We start from the raw sequence: 21,831 nt of genomic DNA on the forward strand, positions 1-21,831 counted from the left end.
GGACAAGGCATCGGCAGGGCGCGCGGCGGCTCGCCCCGCCCGGCGCACCCGCGCCGGGCGGGCTCTTGCCGCCCCTTGCGGGGACCGGGAGCGGCTCGGTGCCGGGTGCCGCTGCGGCGGTCTGACGTGCGGGCAAAGGACCTATTATAAAATCCGTCCTTTACTTTGACTGCTGCGGCAAGCACTACCGTGACCTCACGCCTCTTCGCCCTGATCCCGTGCGCCGGAACCGGCAGCCGCTCGGGCTCGGCCATGCCGAAACAATATCGAACCGTCGCGGGCCGCGACCTCCTGCACTATACGCTGGCCGCCTTCGACGCCTGCAGCGAATTCACGCAGACGCTCGTGGTCATTGCCGCCGACGACGGCCACTTCGACGCGCGCCGCTTCGGCGGCCTGCGCTTTGCCGTGCGCCGCTGCGGCGGCGCTTCGCGCCAGGCCTCGGTGTACAACGGGCTCGCGGCGCTGGCCGAGTTCGGCGCGCGCGACGAAGACTGGGTGCTCGTGCACGACGCGGCGCGCCCCGGCATCACGCCCGCACTGATCCGCACGCTCGTGGAGTCGCTCAAGGACGACCCCGTGGGCGGCATCATGGCGCTGCCCGTGGCCGACACGCTCAAGCGCGTGGCGCCCGGCGGCGGCGGCGCGCGCATCGCCCGCACCGAGGCGCGCGACGGGCTGTGGCAGGCCCAGACGCCGCAGATGTTCCGCGTCGGCATGCTGCGCACGGCCATCGAGCGTGCGCAGCAGGACGGCCACGACCTCACCGACGAAGCGAGCGCGATCGAATGGCTCGGCCATGCGCCGCGTCTCGTGCAGGGCAGCCTGCGCAACTTCAAGGTGACGTACCCCGAAGACTTCGCCCTCGCCGAGGCCATCCTCGGCAGCCACGCGGCGAGCTGAACGCCGCGCGCCCCTTCACTACGGAAACCCACTCATGGATATCAGAATCGGACAAGGCTACGACGTGCACGCGCTGGTGCCGGGACGCCCGCTCGTGATCGGCGGCGTGACCGTGCCGTACGAGCGCGGGCTGCTCGGCCACTCGGATGCCGACGTGCTGCTGCACGCCATTACCGATGCGCTCTTCGGCGCCGCGGCGCTGGGCGACATCGGCCGCCACTTCCCGGACACCGACAAGCAGTTCTACGGCGCCAACAGCCGCGTGCTGCTGCGCGAGTGCCTGCGCCGCGTGAAAGAGGCGGGGTTTTCGCTCCTCAACGTCGATAGCACCGTGATCGCCCAGGCGCCGAAGCTCGCGCCGCATATCGAGGCGATGCGCGCGGCGATTGCGGAAGATCTGGGCCTGCCGCTCGATCGCGTGAACGTGAAGGCGAAAACCAACGAAAAGCTCGGCTACCTGGGTCGCGGCGAAGGCATCGAGGCGCAGGCCGCCGTGCTGCTGCTGCGCGCGTGATTCACGTGTAATTCACGCGTAATTTGTGCGACCGTGCGCGCATTCGCGCACATCAATCAGGCGCGGAGCAGGGCACGTACCCGCAGTCCGGATGACCGGCGATGGCATTGCCCATCGCCGGTCATTTTTTTCTTGCCGATTTATTTCCGCTTTTTTTTGCCCATACTGGCCCGGTGAGGTTAAGCGGGAAGAGTCATGACGGCGAACGAAAGGCGGGTGAAAGGCCTCGACGGTCTCCGGGCGCTGGCAGTGCTGCTGGTGTTTCTGTCGCACAAGGCACACGTCGATGCGGTGGACGTGGGCCAGTTGGGCGTATGGCTGTTCTTTCTGATCAGCGGCTATCTGATCGTCGGCGAACTGCATCGCAACCGCGTGCGGCTGGAAGCGGGCGCGGCGCGCAGGGACGCCGTGCTTTGCGTGTTCTTCGTCAAGCGCGCACTGCGCATCCTGCCGGTCTACTATCTGCTGCTGATCGCGCTGACGCTTGCGCACGCACTCTTTTATCAACGCGAAGTGGATCTCGGCCTCGCATGGCATTTCGCATTCCTCTCGAATTACTGGATCGGCGTCGTGCACGACCGATGGCCCGGCACGGTGTCGCATTTCTGGAGTCTCGCCGTCGAGCAACAGTTCTATCTCGTCGCACCGTTCGCATTGCTGTTCACGCGTGCTTCGCGGCATCTCGCGCTTTGCGTCGTCGTCATCGTCGCTGCTGCGCTCGTGCACTGCGGACTCTATCTGCATGAGGCGAGCGAGCCGCTCGTCTACGCATTCTCGCCGTGGAATTTCGCGTTGATTGCGCTGGGTGGCGCGATGGCGATTGCGGGGGCGCGGGTGCCGCGCACGCGCGCCGCGGGGAGCATGGTGTGGCTCGCGACGAGCGTTGGCGTACTAGTCGCCTGCGCGCTGGCGCGGACGCATTGCGCGGCGTGCGCGGCCGAGGCGGTCTCGATCGTGCCGGGCGTTCTCGACATCGCGCTTTCGCTTGCGCTCGGCGCCGCGTTGCTGTGGATCGTGCGCCACCCGGAGTCGGGTCTCGTGGCGCTGCTGGAGGTGCGTCCGCTTGTCTGGCTGGGTACGATCAGCTACGGCTTCTATCTGTTCCACAATCTCGTGCCCGCGAAGCTCGGCGTCGATCCCACGCTTTATGCGTACTTCGGCTTGCCGCCGTTCGCCGATGCCGTGCTGCCGCTGGTACTCCAGTTCGCGCTCGCACTGCTGCTCGCCCATCTGTCGTGGCAACTGCTCGAAAAGCGCGTGCTGGAGTGCAAGCGCCCGCTGGAAGCGGCGATCCGGCAGCGCATGCCGCTGCGCGCCGCCGCGGGCGCCGATTCTCTTTCGGCCGTCGCCGAGCGCTAGAGCGTCACGCCGCCGATTGCACGCCCGCTCGGGCACATCGCACCGGTTTGCAGCGCATCGAGCACGCGCAGAATTTCGTCGGGGCTGCGCCCGACGTTGAGGTTGTCTACCGAAACGTGCTGGATCGTGTTGTCGGGATCGACGACGAACGTGGCGCGCAGCGCGACGCCGGCCTCCTTGTCGCGCACGCCGAGCTGGTCGATCAGCTCGCCCTTCACGTCGCCGAACGAGTAGTGGTTCAGCCGCGAGAGATCCTGGTTCTCGCGCCGCCAGGCGAGCTTCACGTATTCGTTGTCGCAACTGCCGCCCATCAGCACGGTGTCGCGGTCCTCGAATTCCTTCTGCAGCCGCGCGAAGCCGACAATCTCCGTCGGGCACACGGTCGTGAAGTCCATCGGGTAGAAGTAGATGACCTTCCACTTCGTGGAGAAGGTCTGCTCGGTGATTTCGAGGAAGGCCGATTCGCCATTTTCCTCGGGTTCGTTGAAGCCGGGTTTCGCCGCGTTCACGGTGAAGGCTTCGAGTTTGTCGCCGACGGTTTTCATGCGGCAATTCCTTGAGTGAGGGTGGCTTCGACGAGGCCGACGGGGCTGACGAGGTTGATTGTGGCAGGCGCGGCGCCCGCGCGCTGCGAGCGTGCGCGCGGCAAGCCAGGGAAAATCAGGGCAGCGGGAGGCAGTCAGGTGCCCTTGGCGAGCGGGAACTCGATCGTCACTTCGAGCCCGGGGCCGGGCAGGCGGTTGCGCAGGCGCAGCGCCCCCCGATAGCGGCCCACGAGCCGCTGCACGATGGCCATGCCGAGACCGGTGCCGTTCGCCTGGGTGCGCGCGCTGTCCACGCGATAGAACGGCCGCGTGACGAGCGCGAGCTGGTCTTCGGGAATGCCGGGACCTTCGTCCACGACCGAAAGCTCCACGCGCGAATGCGAAACGCGCGTCTCCAGCATGATGTGCGGAATGCCGTCCGAGGCGCTCGCGCCGTACTTGCGCGCGTTCTCGATCAGGTTGCCCACCACGCGCCGCATGTCGGTGTCGTCGGCTTCGATCACGGCCGACGGCGCGAGCCGCGTGATGAGCCGCACGCCGTCTTCGCCCGCCATGCGCGCGGCCATCTCGCCCGCGATCACGGAGAGATCGACCCGCTCGGGCATGCGCTGCACGGGCCGCGCGTAGTCGAGGAAGCGGCCGATGATCATGTCCATCTGCTCGATGTCGTCGATCATCGCGTCCTTCGTCGCCTGGTCGGACGGGCTCATTTCCGTTTCGAGCCGCAGGCGCGCGAGCGGCGTGCGCAGATCGTGGGAAATGCCGGCCAGCATCAGCGCGCGGTCGGCTTCGAGCTGCTCCAGATCGCGCACCATCTGGTTGAAGCTGCGGTTGGTTTCGGCGGCCACGCCCATGCCGCTTTCGGGCAGCTTCGCGGGCGACTGCCCGGAGCCGACCATGCGCGCCGACATGGCAAGCCGCGCGAACGGCCGGTTCACGAGGCTCGTGATGAACGCCGCGCCGAAGAGTGACAGCGCGAGCGCGGAGATGCCCCAGCCCACCCACTGCAGGCCCGTGACGTTGTCGAGCTGTTCGCGGTCGAGCGCGACCCAGTAATCGTCGTCGTCGATCTTGAAGCTGATCCACACGCCCGGAATGTCGTTGACCGACTGGGCGATCACGGTGTCGTCGCCGAGGCGCCCGCGGATGTCGTGCTCGATGAGGCGGTTGAGCGATTCGTCGGGCTGGAGCTTGTACTTGTCGGTGGTTTCGCGCGGATACACGCGCACGCCTTCGTTGCTCTCCAGATCCTGGAGCAGCGCGCGGCGCAGATCGGGATCGGAGTAGAGCAGGGCCGTGCGCGTGAGCTTGACGATGGCGACGAGCTGAAGCGCCACGCGCTGCGCGCGTGGTTCGCGCTCGATCACGCGAAAGCTCTGGAACCAGGCCGCAAGGCTGACCGCGATCAGGAGCGCGATCAGCAGGAAGGTGCGCCAGAACAGGTCGCCGAACGCAAGCGTCAGCACACGCCGGTCAATCCGCATAACCCTTCCTGTCGACTGAGGTATGGCAGACATCCAGCCGGATCAGGCAGCGCCGTCCGGGATGAACACGTAGCCGAGGCCCCAGACCGTCTGGATGAAACGCGGGCTGCCCGGATCCGGCTCGATCAGCTTGCGCAGACGCGAGATCTGCACGTCGAGACTGCGGTCGAACACTTCGTATTCGCGGCCGCGCGCGAGCTCCATGAGCTTTTCGCGCGAGAGCGGCTGGCGCGGATGGCGCGCGAACACCTTGAGCACCGAGAATTCGCCCGTGGTGAGCGGAATTTCCTGGCCGGCCTTCGTGAGCGTGCGGGTGGCGAGATTCAGGGCGAATTCGCCGAACTCGAACACTTCGGTGGTTTCGGAAGGCGCGCCGGGCAGCTCCGAAGGCGCCTGGCGGCGCAGCACCGCGTGGATGCGCGCGACGAGCTCGCGCGGATTGAACGGCTTGGGCAGATAGTCGTCGGCACCCATCTCGAGGCCCACGATGCGGTCCACGTCCTCGCCCTTGGCCGTGAGCATGATGATCGGCGTGCGGTCGTTGCTGCCGCGCAGGCGGCGGCAGATGGAGAGGCCGTCCTCGCCGGGCAGCATCAGGTCGAGCACGAGCAGGTCGAAACGCTCCCGCACCCACAGCTTGTTCATGGCCGGCGCGTTTTCCGCAACGTACACGTTGAAACCTTGTTCGCCGAGATAGCGCCGCAGCAGGTCGCGCAGGCGCGGATCGTCGTCGACTACGAGGATTTTCGAGGGGTTTTTGGTTTCCATGCCTGGCATCTTATCGCGATTGGGTAGGGGTGCGAGTTTGCACCAATTATCGGGTTACAGTCAGTTACAAAATTTACCGGTGCCGTGGCACGGCCGCAAGTCCTGACAGATAGACTGCTTTACTGAATGCGGCCGTTCGGTAGATACTTCAACCGACTTTTAAATCGTTAAATCGCCACCCGTGTCCGGGGCGGGTCCGTGTCTGTTTTCGAGGTAGCCGTTTGCCGCGTCACGAAGGGAACAAAATGAAGGGAGGGGTCGGGCCGACAATGCGCCACACCATGATTGCACTGGCGCTGGCCAGTGGCGTCGTGGCGGCATTGAGCGCACCGGCAGCCCGGGCCCAGCCTTCGTCGGAGCACTTCGGCAATTCCCGTCCGCCTTCGCATCCCCCAGGCTACAAGCCGCCCGCACACCGCTTCCGCAGCGATCCCCCCGACACCACCGCCTCCGACCTCAGCATGCGCACGTCCGCCGTGCCGCCGGACCTCGACCAGCGCCGCCGCGACGGCCACATGACGCCCGAAGAGCGGCGCCTTCTGCGCCAGCACATCGAAGACGCCGTACGCGAACTGTACAAGCGCTGATAGCAAGCGCTGATTGCTGCGCACGCCCTGTGCCGCGCTACGGCGCCGTAACACTTCGTGGCAACTGAAAAGATCGGTAGCAATTGCGTCGTCAACAATCGTTCCGGCGCGGCCGTTAAGCCGGTACATTCAATCTGCGCGAGCCGCCCGGCGGCCTGCGCCCTCACTCTGGTCCGAGGCGATATGAATCCGCTCTGGCGTTCCCTCAGGCGTCCGTTCGGCAGTCCCGTCACGTCGATGAATCCTGCGAATCTGGCGGCGGCCGGTGCGTTGCTCGCGAGCGCGCTGCCGTTGCGTGCGAGCGCCAGCGAAGCGCCGCCCGCGCGTCACGGCAGACCCACCGCGCCGGGCGAAGACGAACTGCTCGACCCCGACGACGCCCGCCATCTGCTGCTGCGCACCGGCTTCGCGCCCACTGCGTCGGAGGTCATGCCGTACGTGGGCCTCGCGCGCGGCGAAGCCGTCGACCGCGTGCTCGCCACGGGCCGCACCGCCGCGCTCACGCCGCTGCCCGATTGGACCGCCGAGCCGCTGCCCACCCGTGCCGAACGCGCCGCCTGGACGCCGGATCAGCGCCGCGACGCGGACCGCCAGCGCGGCCAGCACTACGACGAGCTGCGCGCCTGGTGGCTGCGCGAAATGCTGGTCACGCCGTCGCCGCTCACGGAGCGCATGACGCTCTTCTGGCACAACCACTTCACGTCGGGCCAGGACAAGGTATCCGAGCCGCAGTTGATGGCCAACCAGAACGCGCTGCTCAGAAGCGAGGCGCTCGGCAATTTCGGCGCGATGCTGCATGCGATCGGCAAGGATCCGGCGATGCTGCTCTATCTGGACGGCGCGGGCAATCGCAAGGGCAAGCCCAACGAGAATTTCGCGCGCGAGGTGATGGAGCTCTTCACGATGGGCGAAGGGCAGTACACGCAACGCGACGTGACCGAAGCCGCGCGCGCTTACACCGGCTGGGGCATCGATCCGGACACGCAGCGCTACGTGTGGCGCCCCGGGCAGCACGATAGCGGCGAGAAGACCGTGCTCGGCAAGAGCGGTGCGTTCGATGGCGACGAAGTGCTCGACATCCTGCTTCAAGCGCCGCAAACGGCCCGCTTCGTGACGGCCAAACTCTGGCGCGAGTTCGTTTCGCCGGCGCCCGACGAGGCGCAGATCGAACCCGTTGCCGACCGGTTTCGCGCGAGCGGCTACGATATCCGCGCCGGCCTGCGCGCGCTGCTGCTTACGCCGGCCTTCTGGGACGAAGACAATCGCGGCGTGCTGGTCAGCTCGCCGGTCGAATTCGTCGCGGGCACGGTGCGGCGCTTCAGCGTCTCCTATGGCGATACGATGCCCTTCGCACGGACGGCCGCCTCGCTTGGCGAGAACCTGTTCTATCCGCCGAACGTGAAGGGCTGGCCGGGCGGCACGGCGTGGATCAACAGCTCGACCTTGCTCGCGCGCAAGCAGTTCGTCGAACAGCTTTTTCGGGCGACCGAAGCGGCGCGGCCGCAAAAGAACGGCGGCATGACGAGGACAGCGGCTTCGATGCCGCAGCCGAAGAGCGTGCCGTCGAAGAGCGCACCCATGGCGCAAGGCGGCATGCGTTTCGATCTCGACGGCTGGCTGTCACACTTCGGCGTGAGCGCTGACGAAACGCCGGGCCTTTCCGCGCAGTTGCAGATGCAGCATGCGGTGCTGCCGCTTGCGCCAGTCGATGCGATCGCGGCGGGCAGCAACGCGGGCGCCTATCTCGAAGCACTGCTTATGGACCCGGTGTACCAGCTCAAATGAACATGCGATTCGATGAACCGGGCGGCGCCGGCCGCCAAGACGAGGAGCGAGGCGGAGCATGAAACGACGCGAGTTTCTGGCGGCGGCCGCGGTAGCGGGCACGTCGCTCTGGCTGCCGGGCGCCGCGCGCGCGGGCAACGAGGCGGCCGTGCGTGGCGCGGCGGCCACGGGCTACGACAATCTGCTGATCCTCATCGAACTGAAGGGCGGCAACGACGGCCTGAACACCGTCGTGCCGTTCGCGGATCCGCTTTACTACAGCTATCGCGCGAACATCGGCGTGCGCCGCGACCAGGCGATCCAGCTCGACGAGCGCACCGCGCTGCATCCCTCGCTCGCGCCGCTCCTGCCGATGTGGCGCGCGCAGCAGCTTGCGATCGTGCAGGGCGTCACGTACCCGCAGCCCAACCTCTCGCACTTCCGCTCCATCGAGATCTGGGACACGGCTTCGCGCTCCGATCAATATCTGCGCGAAGGCTGGTTGACGCGCGCGTTCGCGAATGCGCCGGTGCCGAGGGGTTTCGCCGCAGACGGCCTCGTGCTCGGCAGTGCCGAGATGGGGCCGATGGCGAACGGCGCGCGTGCGATCGCGCTCGTCAATCCGGCGCAGTTCGCGCGGGCGTCGCGGCTCGTTACGCCGGTCTCGCTCAAGGAGCGCAATCCGGCGCTTGCGCACATTCTCGACGTCGAGAACGACATCGTGCATGCGGCCGACGATCTGCGGCCGCGTCCCGGTCAATACGCACTGAAGACGGCGTTTCCGCCCGGTGCGTTCGGTTCGTCGATCAAGACGGCCATGCAGGCGCTTGCTTCGGGCGACACCGCGCAAGGCACGCCGGTGCCGGGCCGGGGCGTGGCCGTGATCCGCCTGACGCTCAACGGGTTCGACACGCACCAGAACCAGCCCGGCCGCCACGCCGATCTGCTGCGCCAGTTTTCGACGGGCATGGTTGCGCTGCGCGATGCGCTCGTCGAGTTGGGCCGCTGGAACCGCACGATGATCGTTACCTATGCCGAGTTCGGCCGTCGCGTGCGCGAAAACCAGAGCCAGGGGACCGACCACGGCACGGCGTCGGTCCACTTCGTGGCGGGCGGGCGCGTGGCGGGCGGCCTCTACGGCCAGGCACCGCAACTCGCGCGGCTGGACGGCAACGGCAATCTGCCGGTGGGCGTCGATTTCCGGGAGATTTACGCGACCGTGCTGGGGCCGTGGTGGGGGCTCGATGCGCCCACGGTGCTGCAGGGGCGTTTTCAGCCGCTGCCGATTCTGCGGGCGTGATCCGCGTTCGCGAGCTCGTCAGCGTGTGCGGCACGCCGCGCGTGCGCGCAAATTCAGGTGCGCTGCGCGGCGCGCCAGGCAATCCAGAGCTTGCGGATCGGCGTGAGCACGATCTGCTGGTGCAGGACCTGGAACTGTTCGCGCTCGACTTCGGCGAGCAGGGCGAGCGATAGCGCAGCCAGCGCGCGCAACGTACCCTGGCCGCGGCGCTCCGCAGCGGGGATGGCGGCCAGCGCCGCCTCCACGGCCTCGCGTGCGCGCGCCGTCTGGAACTGCATGAGTTCGGTGAAGGCGTCGCTGTAGCGGCGATTGATCAGGTCGGCGGCCGTGACGTTGTAGCGCTGCAGTTCGTCGATCGGAATATAGATGCGGCCATGGCGTGCATCGTTGCCGATCTCCGGCACGAACTGCGCGAGGACGAGGGCGTTGCCGAGCGGCGCGGCCCAGGCTTCGGCGGCTTGCGGATCGCGTGCGCTCACGCGCGCCACCAGCGCGGCGAACGTGCCGCCCACGCCGTCGATATAGCGCCGCAGATTCGGATAATCCAGGTAGCGTGCCTGCTCGAAATCCATCTCATAGCCGGCGAGCAGGGCCTGGAGCGCCGGGTACGCGGCCTTCACGTCGGGCAGGTGATGCGCGAGCGCCTGGGTGACGGGGTGGGCCGCTTTGCCTTCGGCGAGTGCGGCCAGTTCCTTTTGCCACCATGCAAGCTTCGTGCGGCCCACCGTGGGGTCGCTCGTTTCCTTCGCGGTTTCTTCGAGCTCGCGGCGCAGGGCGAACAGCGCGGCCAGCAGCGGCTGCTGTTTCGCGCTTGCCTGGCGCAGCGCGTAGTAAGTACTGGATCCGGGCGGGGCCGCCTTTTGCAGGCAGTAATCGTCGAAGTTCACGGCGTTCGGAAGGTGGGGAGGGGTGTGCGCGCGGTCTTGCTGCGGTCTTGCGCCTGTTGCCCGCGCTTGCCCGAAAAAGGCGGTGGCGGGCGCCGCGGCGGCAGACGCGCGATTCTAGCATCGCGTATGGAAATGCCGCACGTGCGCATGCAGACAAGCGCCGGGCAATCGGTTAGAATCTCGCGCTTGGCGCTTCCGGGCAGCGGGAAATGGCGGGGCGCCGAAGGTTCGCAACAGGTTTGCAGCAAGTTGACTCGCACGCGACATCGCAGCGGTCCTGCCGGCCAGGCGAAAGATTCGCGTGAGTGGCGAAATTGGTAGACGCACCAGGTTTAGGTCCTGACGCCCGCAAGGGTGTGCCGGTTCGAGTCCGGCCTCACGCACCAAAGCAAATCGAAGCAAAAAAACGAAGGGCCGCGCACCGCCAGGTACGCGGCCCTTTTTGCATGGGTCCGGCCCGTGCGCAGCGTCCCCCGCCTGACTCGGTGCATATGCACGCAGGCGCGGCCTGTTTCCCCCGACCTATGCGCGCACCCGTGCATCGATGACGCGCGGGCCGCCCACTTACATGTCCGCCTGCGCCGCTTCGATGACCTTGTCGAGCGCGCGACGCAACGTTTCGCGCTCCTTGTCGTCGAGGCAGGAGAAGAAGTCCGTGTTCCACTTGCGGGCCACGGGCATCACCTTGCGGTAAAGCGCTCGTCCTTCCGGTGTGAGCGAAACGAGTACGAGGCGTCCATCGTCCTCGCTCGCATCGCGCTGCATGAGGCCGCGGCGCATCAATGCCTCGGCCGCACGGCTCGCCTGGCTCTTGTCGAGATTCGCGTGGCGTGCGAGCTCCATCACCGAGAACGGGCCGAATGCGCCCACTGCCGCAATGAGGCGCGCCTCGGGCAGGGTGACGCCGAGCTTCGCCTGGTAGCGTTCCGTGCTGCCCCGTTCGGAGAGCTTGTTCAGGACATGGAGCCGATAGGTCAGAAACTGCTCGAGTCCGGCTTTGCTTGCCTTCATGGTCGTCCTGGTCGCGTGAAGATGGCGCGAGGGTATCGCGCGTGATGTGATTGTTGCCGCAACCGGCTCGCGGGTCAACGCATAGCGCATAGCGCGCCACGCGTGAACGTGGCGCGCACATCTTTTAATCGCTTAAGTAGGAAGGCGAAATGCTTGCCGGCGAGGCGTGCTAGCGCGCCTCGCCCGAACCGAAGCGCAGCCGCGTGAGCTGTTCGGCTTCGTTGGCGAGCAGCTTCGCGGCGTCGCGAATGGCCGTGTCGAGCGTGATCGGGCCGGGGGCGGGCGAGAAGCATCCGCTGAAATGTTCCGAGAGGCGCGGCAACGCGGCCGGATCGACGGCGCCCGAGAGCAGCGTGGCCGGCACCCTGGCCGCCTGTGCGTGGCGGCAGGCGATGAAGGGCGCCTTGCCATGCAGCGTTTGCACATCCGAGCGGCCTTCGCCGGTGATGAGCCAGTTCGCGTCGGCAAGCGCCGCGTCGAGGCCGATCTGGCGCGCCACCACTTCCGCGCCCGGTTCGAAGCTCGCGCCCAGCATGCGCAGCGCGAAGCCGAGGCCGCCCGCGGCGCCCGATCCGGCTTCGTCGCGCACGCGCCGCTCGAGCGCGGTTTCGATGAGATCGGCGAAGCGCGCGAGCGCGGCGTCGATGGGCGCGACCTGCTCCGGCGTCACGCCTTTTTGCGGGCCGAAGACGGCCGTTGCGCCATGTTCGCCGGTGAGCGGGTTGTCGACGTCGGACATGCCGATGAACGAGGCTTCGGCAAGACGCGCGTCGAGTGCCGACACGTCCACGCGCGCCACGCGCGCGAGCGCCTCGGGCGTGGGGGCGAGCGCCTCTCCATCGACGTCGAAGAGCCGCACGCCGAGGCCCGCGAGCAGACCCGCGCCGCCGTCGTTGGTGCTGCTGCCGCCGAGCGCGACATAGAAGCGCCGCACGCCTTCGTCGAGCAGGGCGCGGATCGCCTCGCCCATGCCGAGGGTGCTGCGTTCGGCCACCGGCACGCTCATGCCCACCGGGTCCGTGATGCCGACGATCTCGGCCGTTTCGACGATGGCGCTGCCGTCGTGCAGGATGCCGACGGCCGCGTCCCGCGTCGGCCCCGCGGCGCCGCGCACGGTCATGACGCGGCGCTCGCCGCCCACGCTCAGCATGGCGTCGAGCGTGCCTTCGCCGCCGTCGGCCATCGGGCAGGTGCGGATCTGCGCGTCCGGGCGGGCGCGGCGAATGCCTTCGGCTATCGCGGCGGCGACCCCGTCCGCACTGAGCGAGCCTTTGAAAGAATCGGGAGCAATGACGACGACAGGTGCGTCGGATGACGGGTTAGGCATGGTGTCTCTGCTGGCAAGGGTTGACGTGTCTCTGGCGTCGGCTGAGGCCGGCGGGGCATCCGGCTCGCCCGTAAGCTTAACAGCCCCGCGGGGCCCGCTGGATACCTGGGCTGCGATAGCCCGGATCGCAGGGCCGCATGGCGCGGCCGCACGGGCCGTGGCGGGCGTAAGGGCGTAAGGGCGCGCGGGCAGGCCACGCGCGCTTGCCCTGGCAGGCCCGCGCATTGCATCGCAAAATTGCAGTTTTGGGCCGATTTTGGCGCTGCTTCAGGACGGATTCGGGGCATTTCGGGCGAACCCGTATGGCAAATCCGTTTGGTGGCGGAAATAGTTTGCTAAAATACTCGGCTCTTTTGACGGAACCGCGTCGCAAGCCGCCCGAACGCCACTCGTGAGTCCACGGGGCCAGGTCGGGCAGCCAGGTTCCGGAGCGCATCACCGGCGGGCGCGAGCTTGCCGGCGCGGCGCCAGACAGGCGGCGCGGGCGTTGCCGGTGAAAGGCGCACGCAGCGTGCAGAAAGGGGCGCAAGCGGCGCACGAACACCCGTGCACCTGTGAGCGCCTGCAGGCAGCGCTACACGGTGCTGGTGCGGTGCAGGGTGCCGCCGGGACAAAAAACAGGGCGCCCAAGCCGCCATCCCCAGTGGGTGGCGGGCCGCGGCACAGCAAAGATTACTGATTCGCTCGAATAAATTTTAGGACGATTGAAGCCATGGCTAACGTTGTTGAAAACCTCGGCAAGCTCGAACGCCGCGTGACGATTTCCCTGCCGAAGGATGCCGTGCAGAAAGAAGTGGATTCGCGCATCCGCCAACTCGCGAAGAACGTGCGCATGCCGGGTTTCCGCCCGGGCAAGGTGCCGCTCAAGATGGTCACGCAGCAGTACTCGGGCCAGGTGGAAGCCGAAGTGCTGAGCGACAAGGTCGGCAAGGAATTCTTCGACATCAGCCGCGCCGAGAACCTGCGCGTGGCCGGCCAGCCGAGCTTCGCGCCGAAGGCCGACGCCACCGAAGGCGACTACGCATTCGACGCGACCTTCGAGGTCTATCCGGAAGTGAAGCTCGGCGACGTGGCGACGGCCGAAATCGAGCGCACGACCACGAACATCACGGAAGCCGAAATCGACCGTACGCTCGACATCCTGCGCAAGCAGCGCGTGCACTTCCACGCACGCGGCGAAGCGGGCGAGCACGGTGACGGCGGCGCCGACACGGCAGCGAAGAGCGGCGACCGCGTGACGGTCGACTTCGTCGGCAAGATCGACGACGTGGCATTCCCGGGCGGCAGCGCCGAAGGCTTCGCATTCGTGCTGGGCGAAGGCCGCATGCTGCCGGAATTCGAAACCGCGGCGACGGGCCTGAAGCAAGGCGAGTCGCGCGAGTTCGACCTCAAGTTCCCCGAGGACTATCACGGCAAGGACGTGGCCGGCAAGACCGCGAAGTTCACGATCACGATGCAGAAGATCGAGTGGCCGCACCTGCCGGAAATCGACGCGGAATTCGCGAAGTCGCTCGGCATCGCCGACGGCGACCTCGACAAGATGCGTGCCGAGATCAAGGAAAACCTCGAGCGCGAGGCGAAGCGCCGTACCCAGGCCATCGTGAAGAACCAGGTCATGGACGCGCTCCTGAAGATCGCCGAGCTCGACGTGCCCAACGCACTCGTCGAGCAGGACCAGCTGCGCCTCGTCGAAATGGCGCGTGCGGACCTCGCGCAGCGCGGCGTGCCCAACGCCAAGGACGCGCCGATCCCGGCCGAAATGTTCAAGGAGCAAGCCGAGCGCCGCGTGAAGCTGGGCCTCGTGCTGGCCGAGCTCGTGAAGTCGAACGGCCTCGAGGCGAAGCCCGAGCAGATCCGTGCCGAAGTGGACGAATTCGCGAAAAGCTACGAAGACCCGAAGGAAGTCGTGCGCTGGTATTATTCGAACCAGCAACGCCTCGCTGAAATGGAAGCCTTCGTCGTCGAATCGAACGTCGTGGACTTCGTGCTCGGCAAGGCCAGGGTGACGGACAAGCTGGTGAGCTTCGAGGAACTGGCCAGCGCAACGGCTCAGGCTTAAGGCTGCTGTGCTTCGGCGTGCCGGCCGTCGGGGCGACCGACGGCGAGCACGCCGTTTTTGTATCTACGCAATTTAGCCATGCTCGCCGTGTGGTTGATTTACGCAGGGTCCGTCGCCATACCGGTTGGACAGAATAACTTTTCCAGACAAGGATGCACCGCATGACCATTCGCGCTCAATCGCTGGATACGTTGACCTCCCACGCTTCGCGGGACCTCGACCCGCAGGCGCTCGGGCTCGTGCCGATCGTCGTGGAGACGAGCGGTCGCGGCGAGCGCTCGTACGACATCTACTCGCGTCTCCTGAAGGAGCGCGTGGTGTTCCTGGTCGGCGAAGTGAACGACCAGACCGCGAACCTCGTCGTTGCCCAGTTGCTGTTCCTCGAAAGCGAGAATCCGGACAAGGACATCAGCCTGTACATCAACAGCCCGGGTGGTTCGGTGTCGGCCGGCATGGCGATTTACGACACGATGCAGTTCATCAAGCCGGATGTTTCGACCCTTTGCATGGGCCTCGCGGCCAGCATGGGCGCCTTCCTGCTCGCATCGGGCGCGAAGGGCAAGCGTTTCGCGCTGCCGAACTCGCGCGTGATGATCCACCAGCCGCTGGGCGGCGCACGCGGCCAGGCTTCGGACATCGAGATCCAGGCCCGCGAAATCCTGTACCTGAAGGAGCGTCTGAACCAGCTGCTCGCGCACCATACGGGCCAGCCGGTCGAGCGCATCGCGCGCGACACCGACCGCGACAATTTCATGTCCGGGGACGACGCCCAGGCGTACGGTCTCGTGGACCAGGTGCTGCACAAGCGCCCCTGATCCGGCCTGCTCCGGTTTGGTCTGGCCCGCGTAGCTTTACCCGGCGCCGCCCGCAATAAGGGGGCCCTTTCGCCCCCGTACAAAAAGGGATTGGCGCCGCCGCGCGGACCGTGTGGAATAATCGGCATACGCGCTCGCAGCCTGCGGCCCACACGCCGTCACAGCAAGCGGTTCATGCGCCCCCCGCCCGGCGTGGCTGGGGGAAACGGCGTATCATGTAACAGAGTGTCCGGAGGCTCATCTATCCATGGCGGACAAGAAAGGTTCTAACAGCGAAAAGCTGTTGTATTGCTCGTTTTGCGGCAAAAGCCAGCATGAAGTGAAGAAGCTGATTGCGGGGCCGTCGGTGTTCATCTGCGATGAATGTATCGACCTGTGCAACGAGATCATTCGCGACGAGGCCGCGGGGGCGGGCGTCGATGCGGCGCTGTCGCGCTCGGACCTGCCGAGCCCGCAGGAGATTCGCGACATCCTCGATCAATACGTGATTGGCCAGGAGCGCGCGAAGAAGATTCTCGCAGTGGCGGTGTACAACCACTACAAGCGCCTCAAACATCTCGACAAGAAGGACGAAGTCGAGCTCTCCAAGAGCAACATCCTGCTGATCGGGCCCACCGGCTCGGGCAAGACCCTGCTCGCGCAGACGCTCGCGCGCCTCCTGAACGTGCCGTTCGTGATTGCCGACGCCACCACGCTGACCGAAGCCGGCTACGTGGGCGAGGACGTCGAAAACATCATCCAGAAGCTGCTCCAGAACTGCAACTACGAAGTTGACAAGGCGCAGCGCGGCATCGTCTATATCGACGAAATCGACAAGATCAGCCGCAAGTCGGACAACCCGTCGATCACGCGCGACGTGTCCGGCGAGGGCGTGCAGCAGGCGCTCCTGAAGCTGGTCGAGGGCACGATGGCCTCGGTGCCGCCCCAGGGCGGTCGCAAGCACCCGAACCAGGACTTCATCCAGGTCGATACGACCAACATCCTGTTCATCTGCGGCGGCGCGTTCGACGGCCTCGAAAAGGTCATTACCGACCGTACCGAGAAGACCGGCATCGGCTTCGGCGCAAGTGTGAAGAGCAAGCAGGAGCGCGACGCGGGCGAAGTGCTGCGCGAGACGGAGCCGGAAGACCTGATCAAGTTCGGCCTGATTCCGGAACTGATCGGCCGTCTGCCGGTGGTCGCGACGCTCGGCAAGCTCGACGAAACCGCGCTCATGAAGATTCTGGTCGAGCCGAAGAACGCGCTCATCAAGCAGTACCACAAGCTCTTCAACATGGAGCGCGTGGAACTGGAAATTCGCCCGGCCGCGCTGCAGGCCATCGCCCGCAAGGCGATCCGCCGCAAGACCGGGGCACGGGGCCTGCGCTCGATCCTGGAGCAGGCGCTGCTGGACGTGATGTACGAACTGCCGGCAATGAAAGGTGTCAGCAAGGTAATCATCGACGACAACGTGATCGATGGCGACGGCAAGCCGCTCCTGATCTACGAAGACGCTCCCAAGGTTGCAGGGTCGAACTGATGGTGGTGATCGGCTAAAGAGTTCCGGGAAAAAGCCGTTCATACAATGGGATGAACGGCTTTTTCGTTTCGTTTATCTTGTGGTCGATGGCGCACTATTTTGGAGTCACTGAACTTTTCCCACACGCGAGAGGCTTGTAATCGCTTTTTCAGGCCTCACTTACCGAACGAACTGATTCCACTCATGGGGAAATGAAATGTCAGGAACCCAACTCCTTCCGCCGGAACGCACCACGCTCCCGCTGCTGCCGCTGCGAGACGTCGTAGTCTTCCCGCATATGGTGATTCCCCTTTTCGTCGGCCGGCCGAAATCGATCAAGGCCCTCGAAGCGGCAATGGAAGGCGGCAAGCACATCATGCTCGTCGCGCAAAAGACTGCCGCCAAGGATGAGCCGACCGAAAAAGATATGTACGAAGTGGGATGCATCGCAAACATCCTGCAAATGCTCAAGCTGCCCGACGGCACCGTGAAGGTGCTGGTCGAAGGCCTGCAGCGCGCGAAAACCCTCTCGATCGAAGAGCAGGAAACGCAGTTTTCGTGCGAAGTCATGCCGCTCGAACCCGACCACGCCGACAGCGCCGAAACCGAAGCGCTGCGCCGCGCGATCGTCTCGCAGTTCGACCAGTACGTGAAGCTGAACAAGAAGATCCCGCCGGAGATCCTGACCTCGTTGTCGGGCATCGACGAGGCCGGTCGTCTTGCTGATACCATCGCCGCGCACCTGCCGCTCAAGCTCGACCAGAAGCAGCACATCCTCGAGATGTTCCCGGTCGTGGAGCGTCTGGAGCATCTGCTCGCCCAGCTCGAAGCCGAAATCGACATTCTCCAGGTGGAGAAGCGCATTCGCGGCCGCGTGAAGCGCCAGATGGAAAAGAGCCAGCGCGAGTACTACCTGAACGAGCAGGTCAAGGCCATCCAGAAGGAACTGGGCGAAGGCGAAGAGGGTGCCGATCTCGAAGAGCTCGAGAAGCGCATCACCGCCGCGCGCATGCCCAAGGAAGCCAAGAAGAAGGCCGACGCCGAACTCAAGAAGCTCAAGCTGATGTCGCCGATGTCGGCCGAAGCCACGGTCGTGCGCAACTACATCGACACGCTGATCGGCCTGCCGTGGCGCAAGAAGAGCAAGGTCAACAACGACCTCACGAACGCCGAAGCCGTGCTCGACGAAGACCACTACGGTCTCGAGAAGGTGAAGGAACGCATTCTCGAGTATCTCGCGGTGCAACAGCGCGTGGACAAGGTGAAGGCGCCGATCCTGTGCCTCGTCGGGCCCCCCGGCGTCGGCAAGACCTCGCTCGGGCAGTCGATTGCGCGCGCAACGAACCGCAAGTTCGTGCGTATGGCGCTGGGCGGCGTGCGTGACGAGGCCGAGATCCGCGGCCACCGCCGCACGTATATCGGTTCGATGCCGGGCAAGATCCTGCAGAGCCTCACGAAGGTCGGCGTGCGCAATCCGCTCTTCCTGCTCGACGAAGTCGACAAGATGGGCATGGATTTCCGCGGCGATCCGTCGTCGGCGCTGCTCGAAGTGCTCGATCCGGAACAGAACCACACGTTCGCCGATCACTACATCGAAGTCGATTTCGACCTCTCCGATGTGATGTTCGTCGCCACGTCGAACTCGCTGAACATTCCGCCGCCGCTGCTCGACCGGATGGAGGTGATCCGCCTCTCGGGCTACACGGAAGACGAGAAGGTCAGCATTGCGCAGCGTTATCTTCTGCCCAAGCAGAAGAAGAACAACGGTCTGAAGCAAGGCGAGATCGAAGTGACCGAAGGCGCGATCCGCGACATCATTCGCTACTACACGCGTGAAGCGGGCGTGCGTTCGCTCGAGCGCGAAGTGTCGAAGATCTGCCGCAAGGTCGTGAAGATGCTGCTCCTGAAGAAGGCCGACAAGGCCGTGACGGTGGACGGCGGCAACCTCGACACCTTCCTCGGCGTGCGCAAGTACGACTTCGGTCTGGCGGCGAAGGAAAACCAGATCGGCCAGGTCACGGGTCTCGCGTGGACGGAAGTGGGCGGCGATCTGCTCACGATCGAAGCCGCGGTCATGCCCGGCAAGGGCAACGTGATCCGTACGGGTTCGCTCGGCGACGTGATGAAGGAGTCGGTCGAGGCGGCACGTTCGGTGGTGCGTTCGCGTTCGCGTCGCCTTGGCGTCAAGGACGAGGCGTTCGAGAAGCAGGACATCCACATTCACGTGCCCGAAGGCGCGACGCCGAAGGACGGTCCGTCCGCCGGTATCGCGATGACGACGGCGCTGGTGTCCGTGCTCACGGGCATTCCGGTGCGCGCCGATGTCGCGATGACGGGTGAGATCACGCTGCGCGGCGAAGTGCTGCCGATCGGCGGGCTGAAGGAGAAGCTGCTTGCGGCGCATCGCGGCGGCATCAAGCTCGTGCTGATTCCGGAAGAGAACGTCAAGGATCTCGCCGAGATTCCCGACAACGTGAAGAACGCCATCGAAATCGTGCCGGTCCGCTGGATCGACAAGGTGCTCGAACTCGCGCTCGAACGGGTGCCGCAGGCGCTGCCGGAGGAAGAAGTGAAGGCCGAGGACGCCAAGGCGCCCGTGGCCGAGTCGAAGGACGCCGGCACGACGACCGAAGTGGTCAAGCACTGAAGTTGCTGTATTGCGAATATCCGGATCTGCCGGATACCCCAAAAACCCGCGGCTTTGCCCGCGGGTTTTTTTCTGCCTGGCCGCCGCGCACCTGCTCGCGGATACGGTATCGAAGAATCCCTCGAAAGCCCCGCCGGATCAGGCTGAATCCCGCTTGACACCGTGGTTTCGGCCTCGTTAAATGAGCGGGGCCCGGCGTCCTGCCGGGCTGTCTGTTCCTGTTTGTTTCTGTCTGTTCCATTATCCGGCGCACGAAGCGCCATAACGATTGCCCAAACACATTCTCGGGGGCTGGAATGAATAAAACGGAATTGATCGACCACATCGCGCAGCAGGCCGACATCTCGAAGGCGGCCGCGGGGCGTGCACTCGACGCCGTGATCGGCGGCGTCAAGGGCACGCTCAAGAAGGGCGGGTCGGTCACGCTGGTCGGCTTCGGCACCTTCGCCGTCGGCAAGCGCACGGCACGCACGGGCCGCAATCCGCGCACGGGAGATGCCATCAAGATCAAGGCGGCAAAGGTCCCGAAATTCAGGCCTGGCAAAGCGCTGAAAGATGCGCTAAACTAGCGGGCTCGCTGGTTGACGCAGCGCCTGGATGAAAAGTCCGGGATGCGCGGGCCGGCTGAGGTCCTGAAAAGCAGGAAGCAGTGCAGGAGTCGTGAATCTGGGTGCTTAGCTCAGTTGGTAGAGCGGCGCCCTTACAAGGCGTAGGTCGGGAGTTCGAGCCTCTCAGCACCCACCAGTTTCGTGATCTGCAGTTGTCCAGCACAGTCTGATAAAGTAGGTTGTAGTCCCTGAAACCCGTACGGCCATTGGCTTTGCGGGTTTTTTGTTTTCCGTGGACGGTCCAGAAACGTCCACGGTCGGCTGTTAGAACCCGGACTTTTATCGTTGTATTTTCCGATGTATGTTGTATCCGTCGTCAGCTCCAGGCACGGTATACAACGATGGCGCGATCTCCTCTCCACCAGCTCACCCGACTCGAGATTGTTAACGCGAGGCCTGCAGTCAAACCCTACACGCTCTCGGACGGCGGTCGGCTCTACGTGCTGGTCAAGCCCGACGGCGCCAAGCTGTGGCGCTGGAACTATGACTTCTCTGGAAAGACCAAGACGATGGCCTTTGGCAACTGGCCGGAGGTCTCGGAGAAGGAAGCGCGCGCCGCGCATGCAGCCGCGCGGGAGCTGTTGCGCCAGGGCATAGATCCCATGCAAAGGCGGCGCGAAGACAAGCGTCGTTCAAGATTCAGCGTGAATGCGACCTTTGAGGCTGTCGCGAAGGCATGGATCGCCTCGCAGAAAGCGCACTGGTCCGCCGATTATCTCGACAAGATCGAACGAAGGCTTGCCAAAAATGTGTATCCGTGGATCGGCAAACGGCCGATTGCCGAGATCACTACGCCCGAATATGTGGAACAGGTCATCCATCGCGCGCGAGATCGTGGTGTGCTCGACACGGCGAGAAGGGTGAGAGAGACCTGCAACTGCGTGTTCCGCCATGCTGTCGAGAACGGGCTTATCAAGTCGTCCGAAAATCCGGCGATCGATCCCAAGGTAGGCGGCGTCAGAACGCCTCCGGTGCAGCACTATGCTGCCATTGTTAATCCGGAATCGCTCGGGCAGTTGATGCGGGCAATTCGCGCTTATAAGGGCACACCGATTGTCCGCGCCGCCCTGCAGTTTGTGCCACTTGTCTTTCAGAGGCCAGGCCAGATCAGAGCGGCCCGATGGGAGCAGTTCGATCTGGACAATGCAATCTGGGTATGTCCGGCCACTATGATGAAAGGTAAATTGGCACGCAAGAGCAGTGGGCCGCCTCATCTGGTGCCGCTATCGCACCAAGCCGTAGCGGTACTGCGGGATCTGTATCCGCTGACTGGTCCGGAAGGTTACGTGTTTCCAAGTCGCAAAGCAGGCCTCCCGATGTCGGACGGTACTATCAATGCCGCGCTGCGGACTATCGGGTATTCAGGCCACGAAATGACCGGACACGGTTTCCGTGCTACCGGCCGTACCCTCATTCGCGAGCGCTTGGGCTATGACAAGGAAGTTGTCGAGCGCCATCTGGCGCATGGCAGCGATGAGGAGTTGGGAGACGCATACGATCGAGCCCAATTCTTCGATCAGCGACGGCAGATGAGCCAAGATTGGGCCGATTATCTGGACCGATTGGCAAGCGAGGAAGGTCAAGGCGATCGTGAATGGCCGCATGCCGAAGCGCGGGATGAGACCCTGTCCGTCGACGTACGAACGACCAGTGAGGAATTGCGACGCTCGACAACCGCATACTGAGTCTGACGCTCCTCGTGGGAGTTTAGCGGACCGCAGCCGCTTCTCGTCGGCCTTTAACGTCGCGATGATC

18 protein-coding genes and 2 tRNA genes are annotated in these 21,831 nt (G+C 65.0%); 14 read left to right on the plus strand and 6 right to left on the minus strand.

From position 1 onward, the window contains the following. Window positions 1-189: 189 nt before the first annotated feature. The 3 genes from ispD (at window position 190) to BFE01S_RS06655 (ending at window position 2,776) form a co-directional block, all read left to right on the plus strand. The gene (gene ispD / locus BFE01S_RS06645; RefSeq protein ID WP_028224808.1) at window positions 190-903 is read left to right on the plus strand and encodes a 2-C-methyl-D-erythritol 4-phosphate cytidylyltransferase; all 714 of its coding nucleotides are present in this window, start codon (window positions 190-192) and stop codon (window positions 901-903) included. 34 nt (window positions 904-937) lie between these two features. Further along, on the plus strand, window positions 938-1,417 hold the full coding sequence (ispF, locus tag BFE01S_RS06650; protein WP_028224809.1) for a 2-C-methyl-D-erythritol 2,4-cyclodiphosphate synthase: 480 nt from the start codon (window positions 938-940) through the stop codon (window positions 1,415-1,417). Window positions 1,418-1,612: 195 nt separating this feature from the next. Beyond that, complete coding sequence (locus BFE01S_RS06655; RefSeq protein ID WP_042337288.1) at window positions 1,613-2,776, plus strand: acyltransferase family protein; 1,164 nt, start codon at window positions 1,613-1,615, stop codon at window positions 2,774-2,776. Here the strand turns inward: BFE01S_RS06655 and BFE01S_RS06660 are convergent. The 3 genes from BFE01S_RS06660 to ompR all read right to left on the minus strand — a co-directional run bounded on the left by BFE01S_RS06660 (window position 2,773) and on the right by ompR (window position 5,582). Continuing rightward, on the minus strand, window positions 2,773-3,321 hold the full coding sequence (locus BFE01S_RS06660) for a peroxiredoxin (protein WP_028224811.1): 549 nt from the start codon (window positions 3,319-3,321) through the stop codon (window positions 2,773-2,775). The genes BFE01S_RS06655 and BFE01S_RS06660 overlap by 4 nt on opposite strands. 134 nt (window positions 3,322-3,455) lie before the next feature. Further along, the gene (locus BFE01S_RS06665; protein WP_028224812.1) at window positions 3,456-4,805 is read right to left on the minus strand and encodes an ATP-binding protein; all 1,350 of its coding nucleotides are present in this window, start codon (window positions 4,803-4,805) and stop codon (window positions 3,456-3,458) included. Between the two features lie 42 nt (window positions 4,806-4,847). Further along, window positions 4,848-5,582, minus strand: a complete 735-nt coding sequence (gene ompR, locus BFE01S_RS06670) for an osmolarity response regulator transcription factor OmpR (protein WP_027814652.1) — start codon at window positions 5,580-5,582, stop codon at window positions 4,848-4,850. A gap of 260 nt (window positions 5,583-5,842) precedes the next feature. Here ompR and BFE01S_RS06675 point away from each other — a divergent pair, with 260 nt between their 5' ends. The 3 genes from BFE01S_RS06675 to BFE01S_RS06685 all read left to right on the plus strand — a co-directional run bounded on the left by BFE01S_RS06675 (window position 5,843) and on the right by BFE01S_RS06685 (window position 9,224). Continuing rightward, window positions 5,843-6,160 carry a hypothetical protein gene (locus BFE01S_RS06675; protein ID WP_245621044.1) on the plus strand — a complete coding sequence of 106 codons (318 nt, stop codon included), beginning with the start codon at window positions 5,843-5,845 and terminating at the stop codon, window positions 6,158-6,160. Window positions 6,161-6,397: 237 nt separating this feature from the next. Then, a complete protein-coding gene (locus BFE01S_RS06680; RefSeq protein WP_084169592.1) occupies window positions 6,398-7,945 on the plus strand; it encodes a DUF1800 domain-containing protein in 1,548 nt (515 codons plus the stop codon). Between the two features lie 58 nt (window positions 7,946-8,003). Then, entirely contained in the window at window positions 8,004-9,224 is a 1,221-nt protein-coding gene (locus tag BFE01S_RS06685; protein WP_028224815.1) for a DUF1501 domain-containing protein, read from the plus strand. Between the two features lie 53 nt (window positions 9,225-9,277). Here BFE01S_RS06685 and BFE01S_RS06690 read toward each other — a convergent pair whose 3' ends face one another. Continuing rightward, window positions 9,278-10,111, minus strand: a complete 834-nt coding sequence (locus BFE01S_RS06690) for a squalene/phytoene synthase family protein (protein ID WP_028224816.1) — start codon at window positions 10,109-10,111, stop codon at window positions 9,278-9,280. Between the two features lie 299 nt (window positions 10,112-10,410). On the opposite strand from BFE01S_RS06690, the gene BFE01S_RS06695 reads away from it, so the two are divergent. Beyond that, a tRNA-Leu gene (locus BFE01S_RS06695) sits at window positions 10,411-10,497 on the plus strand. Between the two features lie 178 nt (window positions 10,498-10,675). Here BFE01S_RS06695 and BFE01S_RS06700 read toward each other — a convergent pair. Both BFE01S_RS06700 and BFE01S_RS06705 read right to left on the minus strand, forming a co-directional pair. Continuing rightward, on the minus strand, window positions 10,676-11,122 hold the full coding sequence (locus BFE01S_RS06700) for a MarR family winged helix-turn-helix transcriptional regulator (protein WP_028224817.1): 447 nt from the start codon (window positions 11,120-11,122) through the stop codon (window positions 10,676-10,678). A 169-nt stretch (window positions 11,123-11,291) separates the two neighbouring features. After that, window positions 11,292-12,449 (minus strand): glycerate kinase, encoded by a 1,158-nt coding sequence (locus tag BFE01S_RS06705; RefSeq protein WP_028224818.1) that lies wholly within the window; start codon window positions 12,447-12,449, stop codon window positions 11,292-11,294. Between the two features lie 712 nt (window positions 12,450-13,161). On the opposite strand from BFE01S_RS06705, the gene tig reads away from it, so the two are divergent. From tig to BFE01S_RS37670, 7 genes are all read left to right on the plus strand, one after another. Beyond that, a complete protein-coding gene (tig, locus tag BFE01S_RS06710) occupies window positions 13,162-14,508 on the plus strand; it encodes a trigger factor (protein WP_028224819.1) in 1,347 nt (448 codons plus the stop codon). A gap of 161 nt (window positions 14,509-14,669) precedes the next feature. After that, window positions 14,670-15,323, plus strand: coding sequence for an ATP-dependent Clp endopeptidase proteolytic subunit ClpP (gene clpP, locus BFE01S_RS06715; RefSeq protein WP_028224820.1), 654 nt, complete (start codon window positions 14,670-14,672; stop codon window positions 15,321-15,323). A 247-nt stretch (window positions 15,324-15,570) separates the two neighbouring features. After that, the gene (gene clpX / locus BFE01S_RS06720; protein ID WP_028224821.1) at window positions 15,571-16,842 is read left to right on the plus strand and encodes an ATP-dependent Clp protease ATP-binding subunit ClpX; all 1,272 of its coding nucleotides are present in this window, start codon (window positions 15,571-15,573) and stop codon (window positions 16,840-16,842) included. Between the two features lie 196 nt (window positions 16,843-17,038). Next, entirely contained in the window at window positions 17,039-19,468 is a 2,430-nt protein-coding gene (gene lon, locus BFE01S_RS06725; RefSeq protein WP_028224822.1) for an endopeptidase La, read from the plus strand. Between the two features lie 242 nt (window positions 19,469-19,710). Further along, window positions 19,711-20,037, plus strand: coding sequence for an HU family DNA-binding protein (locus tag BFE01S_RS06730; protein ID WP_281177391.1), 327 nt, complete (start codon window positions 19,711-19,713; stop codon window positions 20,035-20,037). Between the two features lie 99 nt (window positions 20,038-20,136). Continuing rightward, window positions 20,137-20,212, plus strand: a tRNA-Val gene (locus tag BFE01S_RS06735). A gap of 205 nt (window positions 20,213-20,417) precedes the next feature. Next, window positions 20,418-21,761: a tyrosine-type recombinase/integrase gene (locus BFE01S_RS37670; protein WP_048995066.1), complete on the plus strand. Its 1,344-nt coding sequence runs from the start codon at window positions 20,418-20,420 to the stop codon at window positions 21,759-21,761. The last annotated feature ends 70 nt before the right edge of the window (window positions 21,762-21,831 follow it).

The organism is Paraburkholderia ferrariae NBRC 106233 (assembly GCF_000685035.1).
Lineage (GTDB): Bacteria > Pseudomonadota > Gammaproteobacteria > Burkholderiales > Burkholderiaceae > Paraburkholderia > Paraburkholderia ferrariae.

Coding starts and splice junctions, on each gene's coding strand:
- ispF (WP_028224809.1), top strand. CDS start 938: ATGGATATCAGAATCGGACAAGGCTACGACGTGCACGCGCTGGTGCCG.
- BFE01S_RS06655 (WP_042337288.1), top strand. CDS start 1,613: ATGACGGCGAACGAAAGGCGGGTGAAAGGCCTCGACGGTCTCCGGGCG.
- BFE01S_RS06660 (WP_028224811.1), bottom strand. CDS start 3,321: ATGAAAACCGTCGGCGACAAACTCGAAGCCTTCACCGTGAACGCGGCG.
- BFE01S_RS06665 (WP_028224812.1), bottom strand. CDS start 4,805: ATGCGGATTGACCGGCGTGTGCTGACGCTTGCGTTCGGCGACCTGTTC.
- ompR (WP_027814652.1), bottom strand. CDS start 5,582: ATGCCAGGCATGGAAACCAAAAACCCCTCGAAAATCCTCGTAGTCGAC.
- BFE01S_RS06675 (WP_245621044.1), top strand. CDS start 5,843: ATGCGCCACACCATGATTGCACTGGCGCTGGCCAGTGGCGTCGTGGCG.
- BFE01S_RS06680 (WP_084169592.1), top strand. CDS start 6,398: ATGAATCCTGCGAATCTGGCGGCGGCCGGTGCGTTGCTCGCGAGCGCG.
- BFE01S_RS06685 (WP_028224815.1), top strand. CDS start 8,004: ATGAAACGACGCGAGTTTCTGGCGGCGGCCGCGGTAGCGGGCACGTCG.
- BFE01S_RS06700 (WP_028224817.1), bottom strand. CDS start 11,122: ATGAAGGCAAGCAAAGCCGGACTCGAGCAGTTTCTGACCTATCGGCTC.
- BFE01S_RS06705 (WP_028224818.1), bottom strand. CDS start 12,449: ATGCCTAACCCGTCATCCGACGCACCTGTCGTCGTCATTGCTCCCGAT.
- tig (WP_028224819.1), top strand. CDS start 13,162: ATGGCTAACGTTGTTGAAAACCTCGGCAAGCTCGAACGCCGCGTGACG.
- clpP (WP_028224820.1), top strand. CDS start 14,670: ATGACCATTCGCGCTCAATCGCTGGATACGTTGACCTCCCACGCTTCG.
- clpX (WP_028224821.1), top strand. CDS start 15,571: ATGGCGGACAAGAAAGGTTCTAACAGCGAAAAGCTGTTGTATTGCTCG.
- lon (WP_028224822.1), top strand. CDS start 17,039: ATGTCAGGAACCCAACTCCTTCCGCCGGAACGCACCACGCTCCCGCTG.
- BFE01S_RS37670 (WP_048995066.1), top strand. CDS start 20,418: ATGGCGCGATCTCCTCTCCACCAGCTCACCCGACTCGAGATTGTTAAC.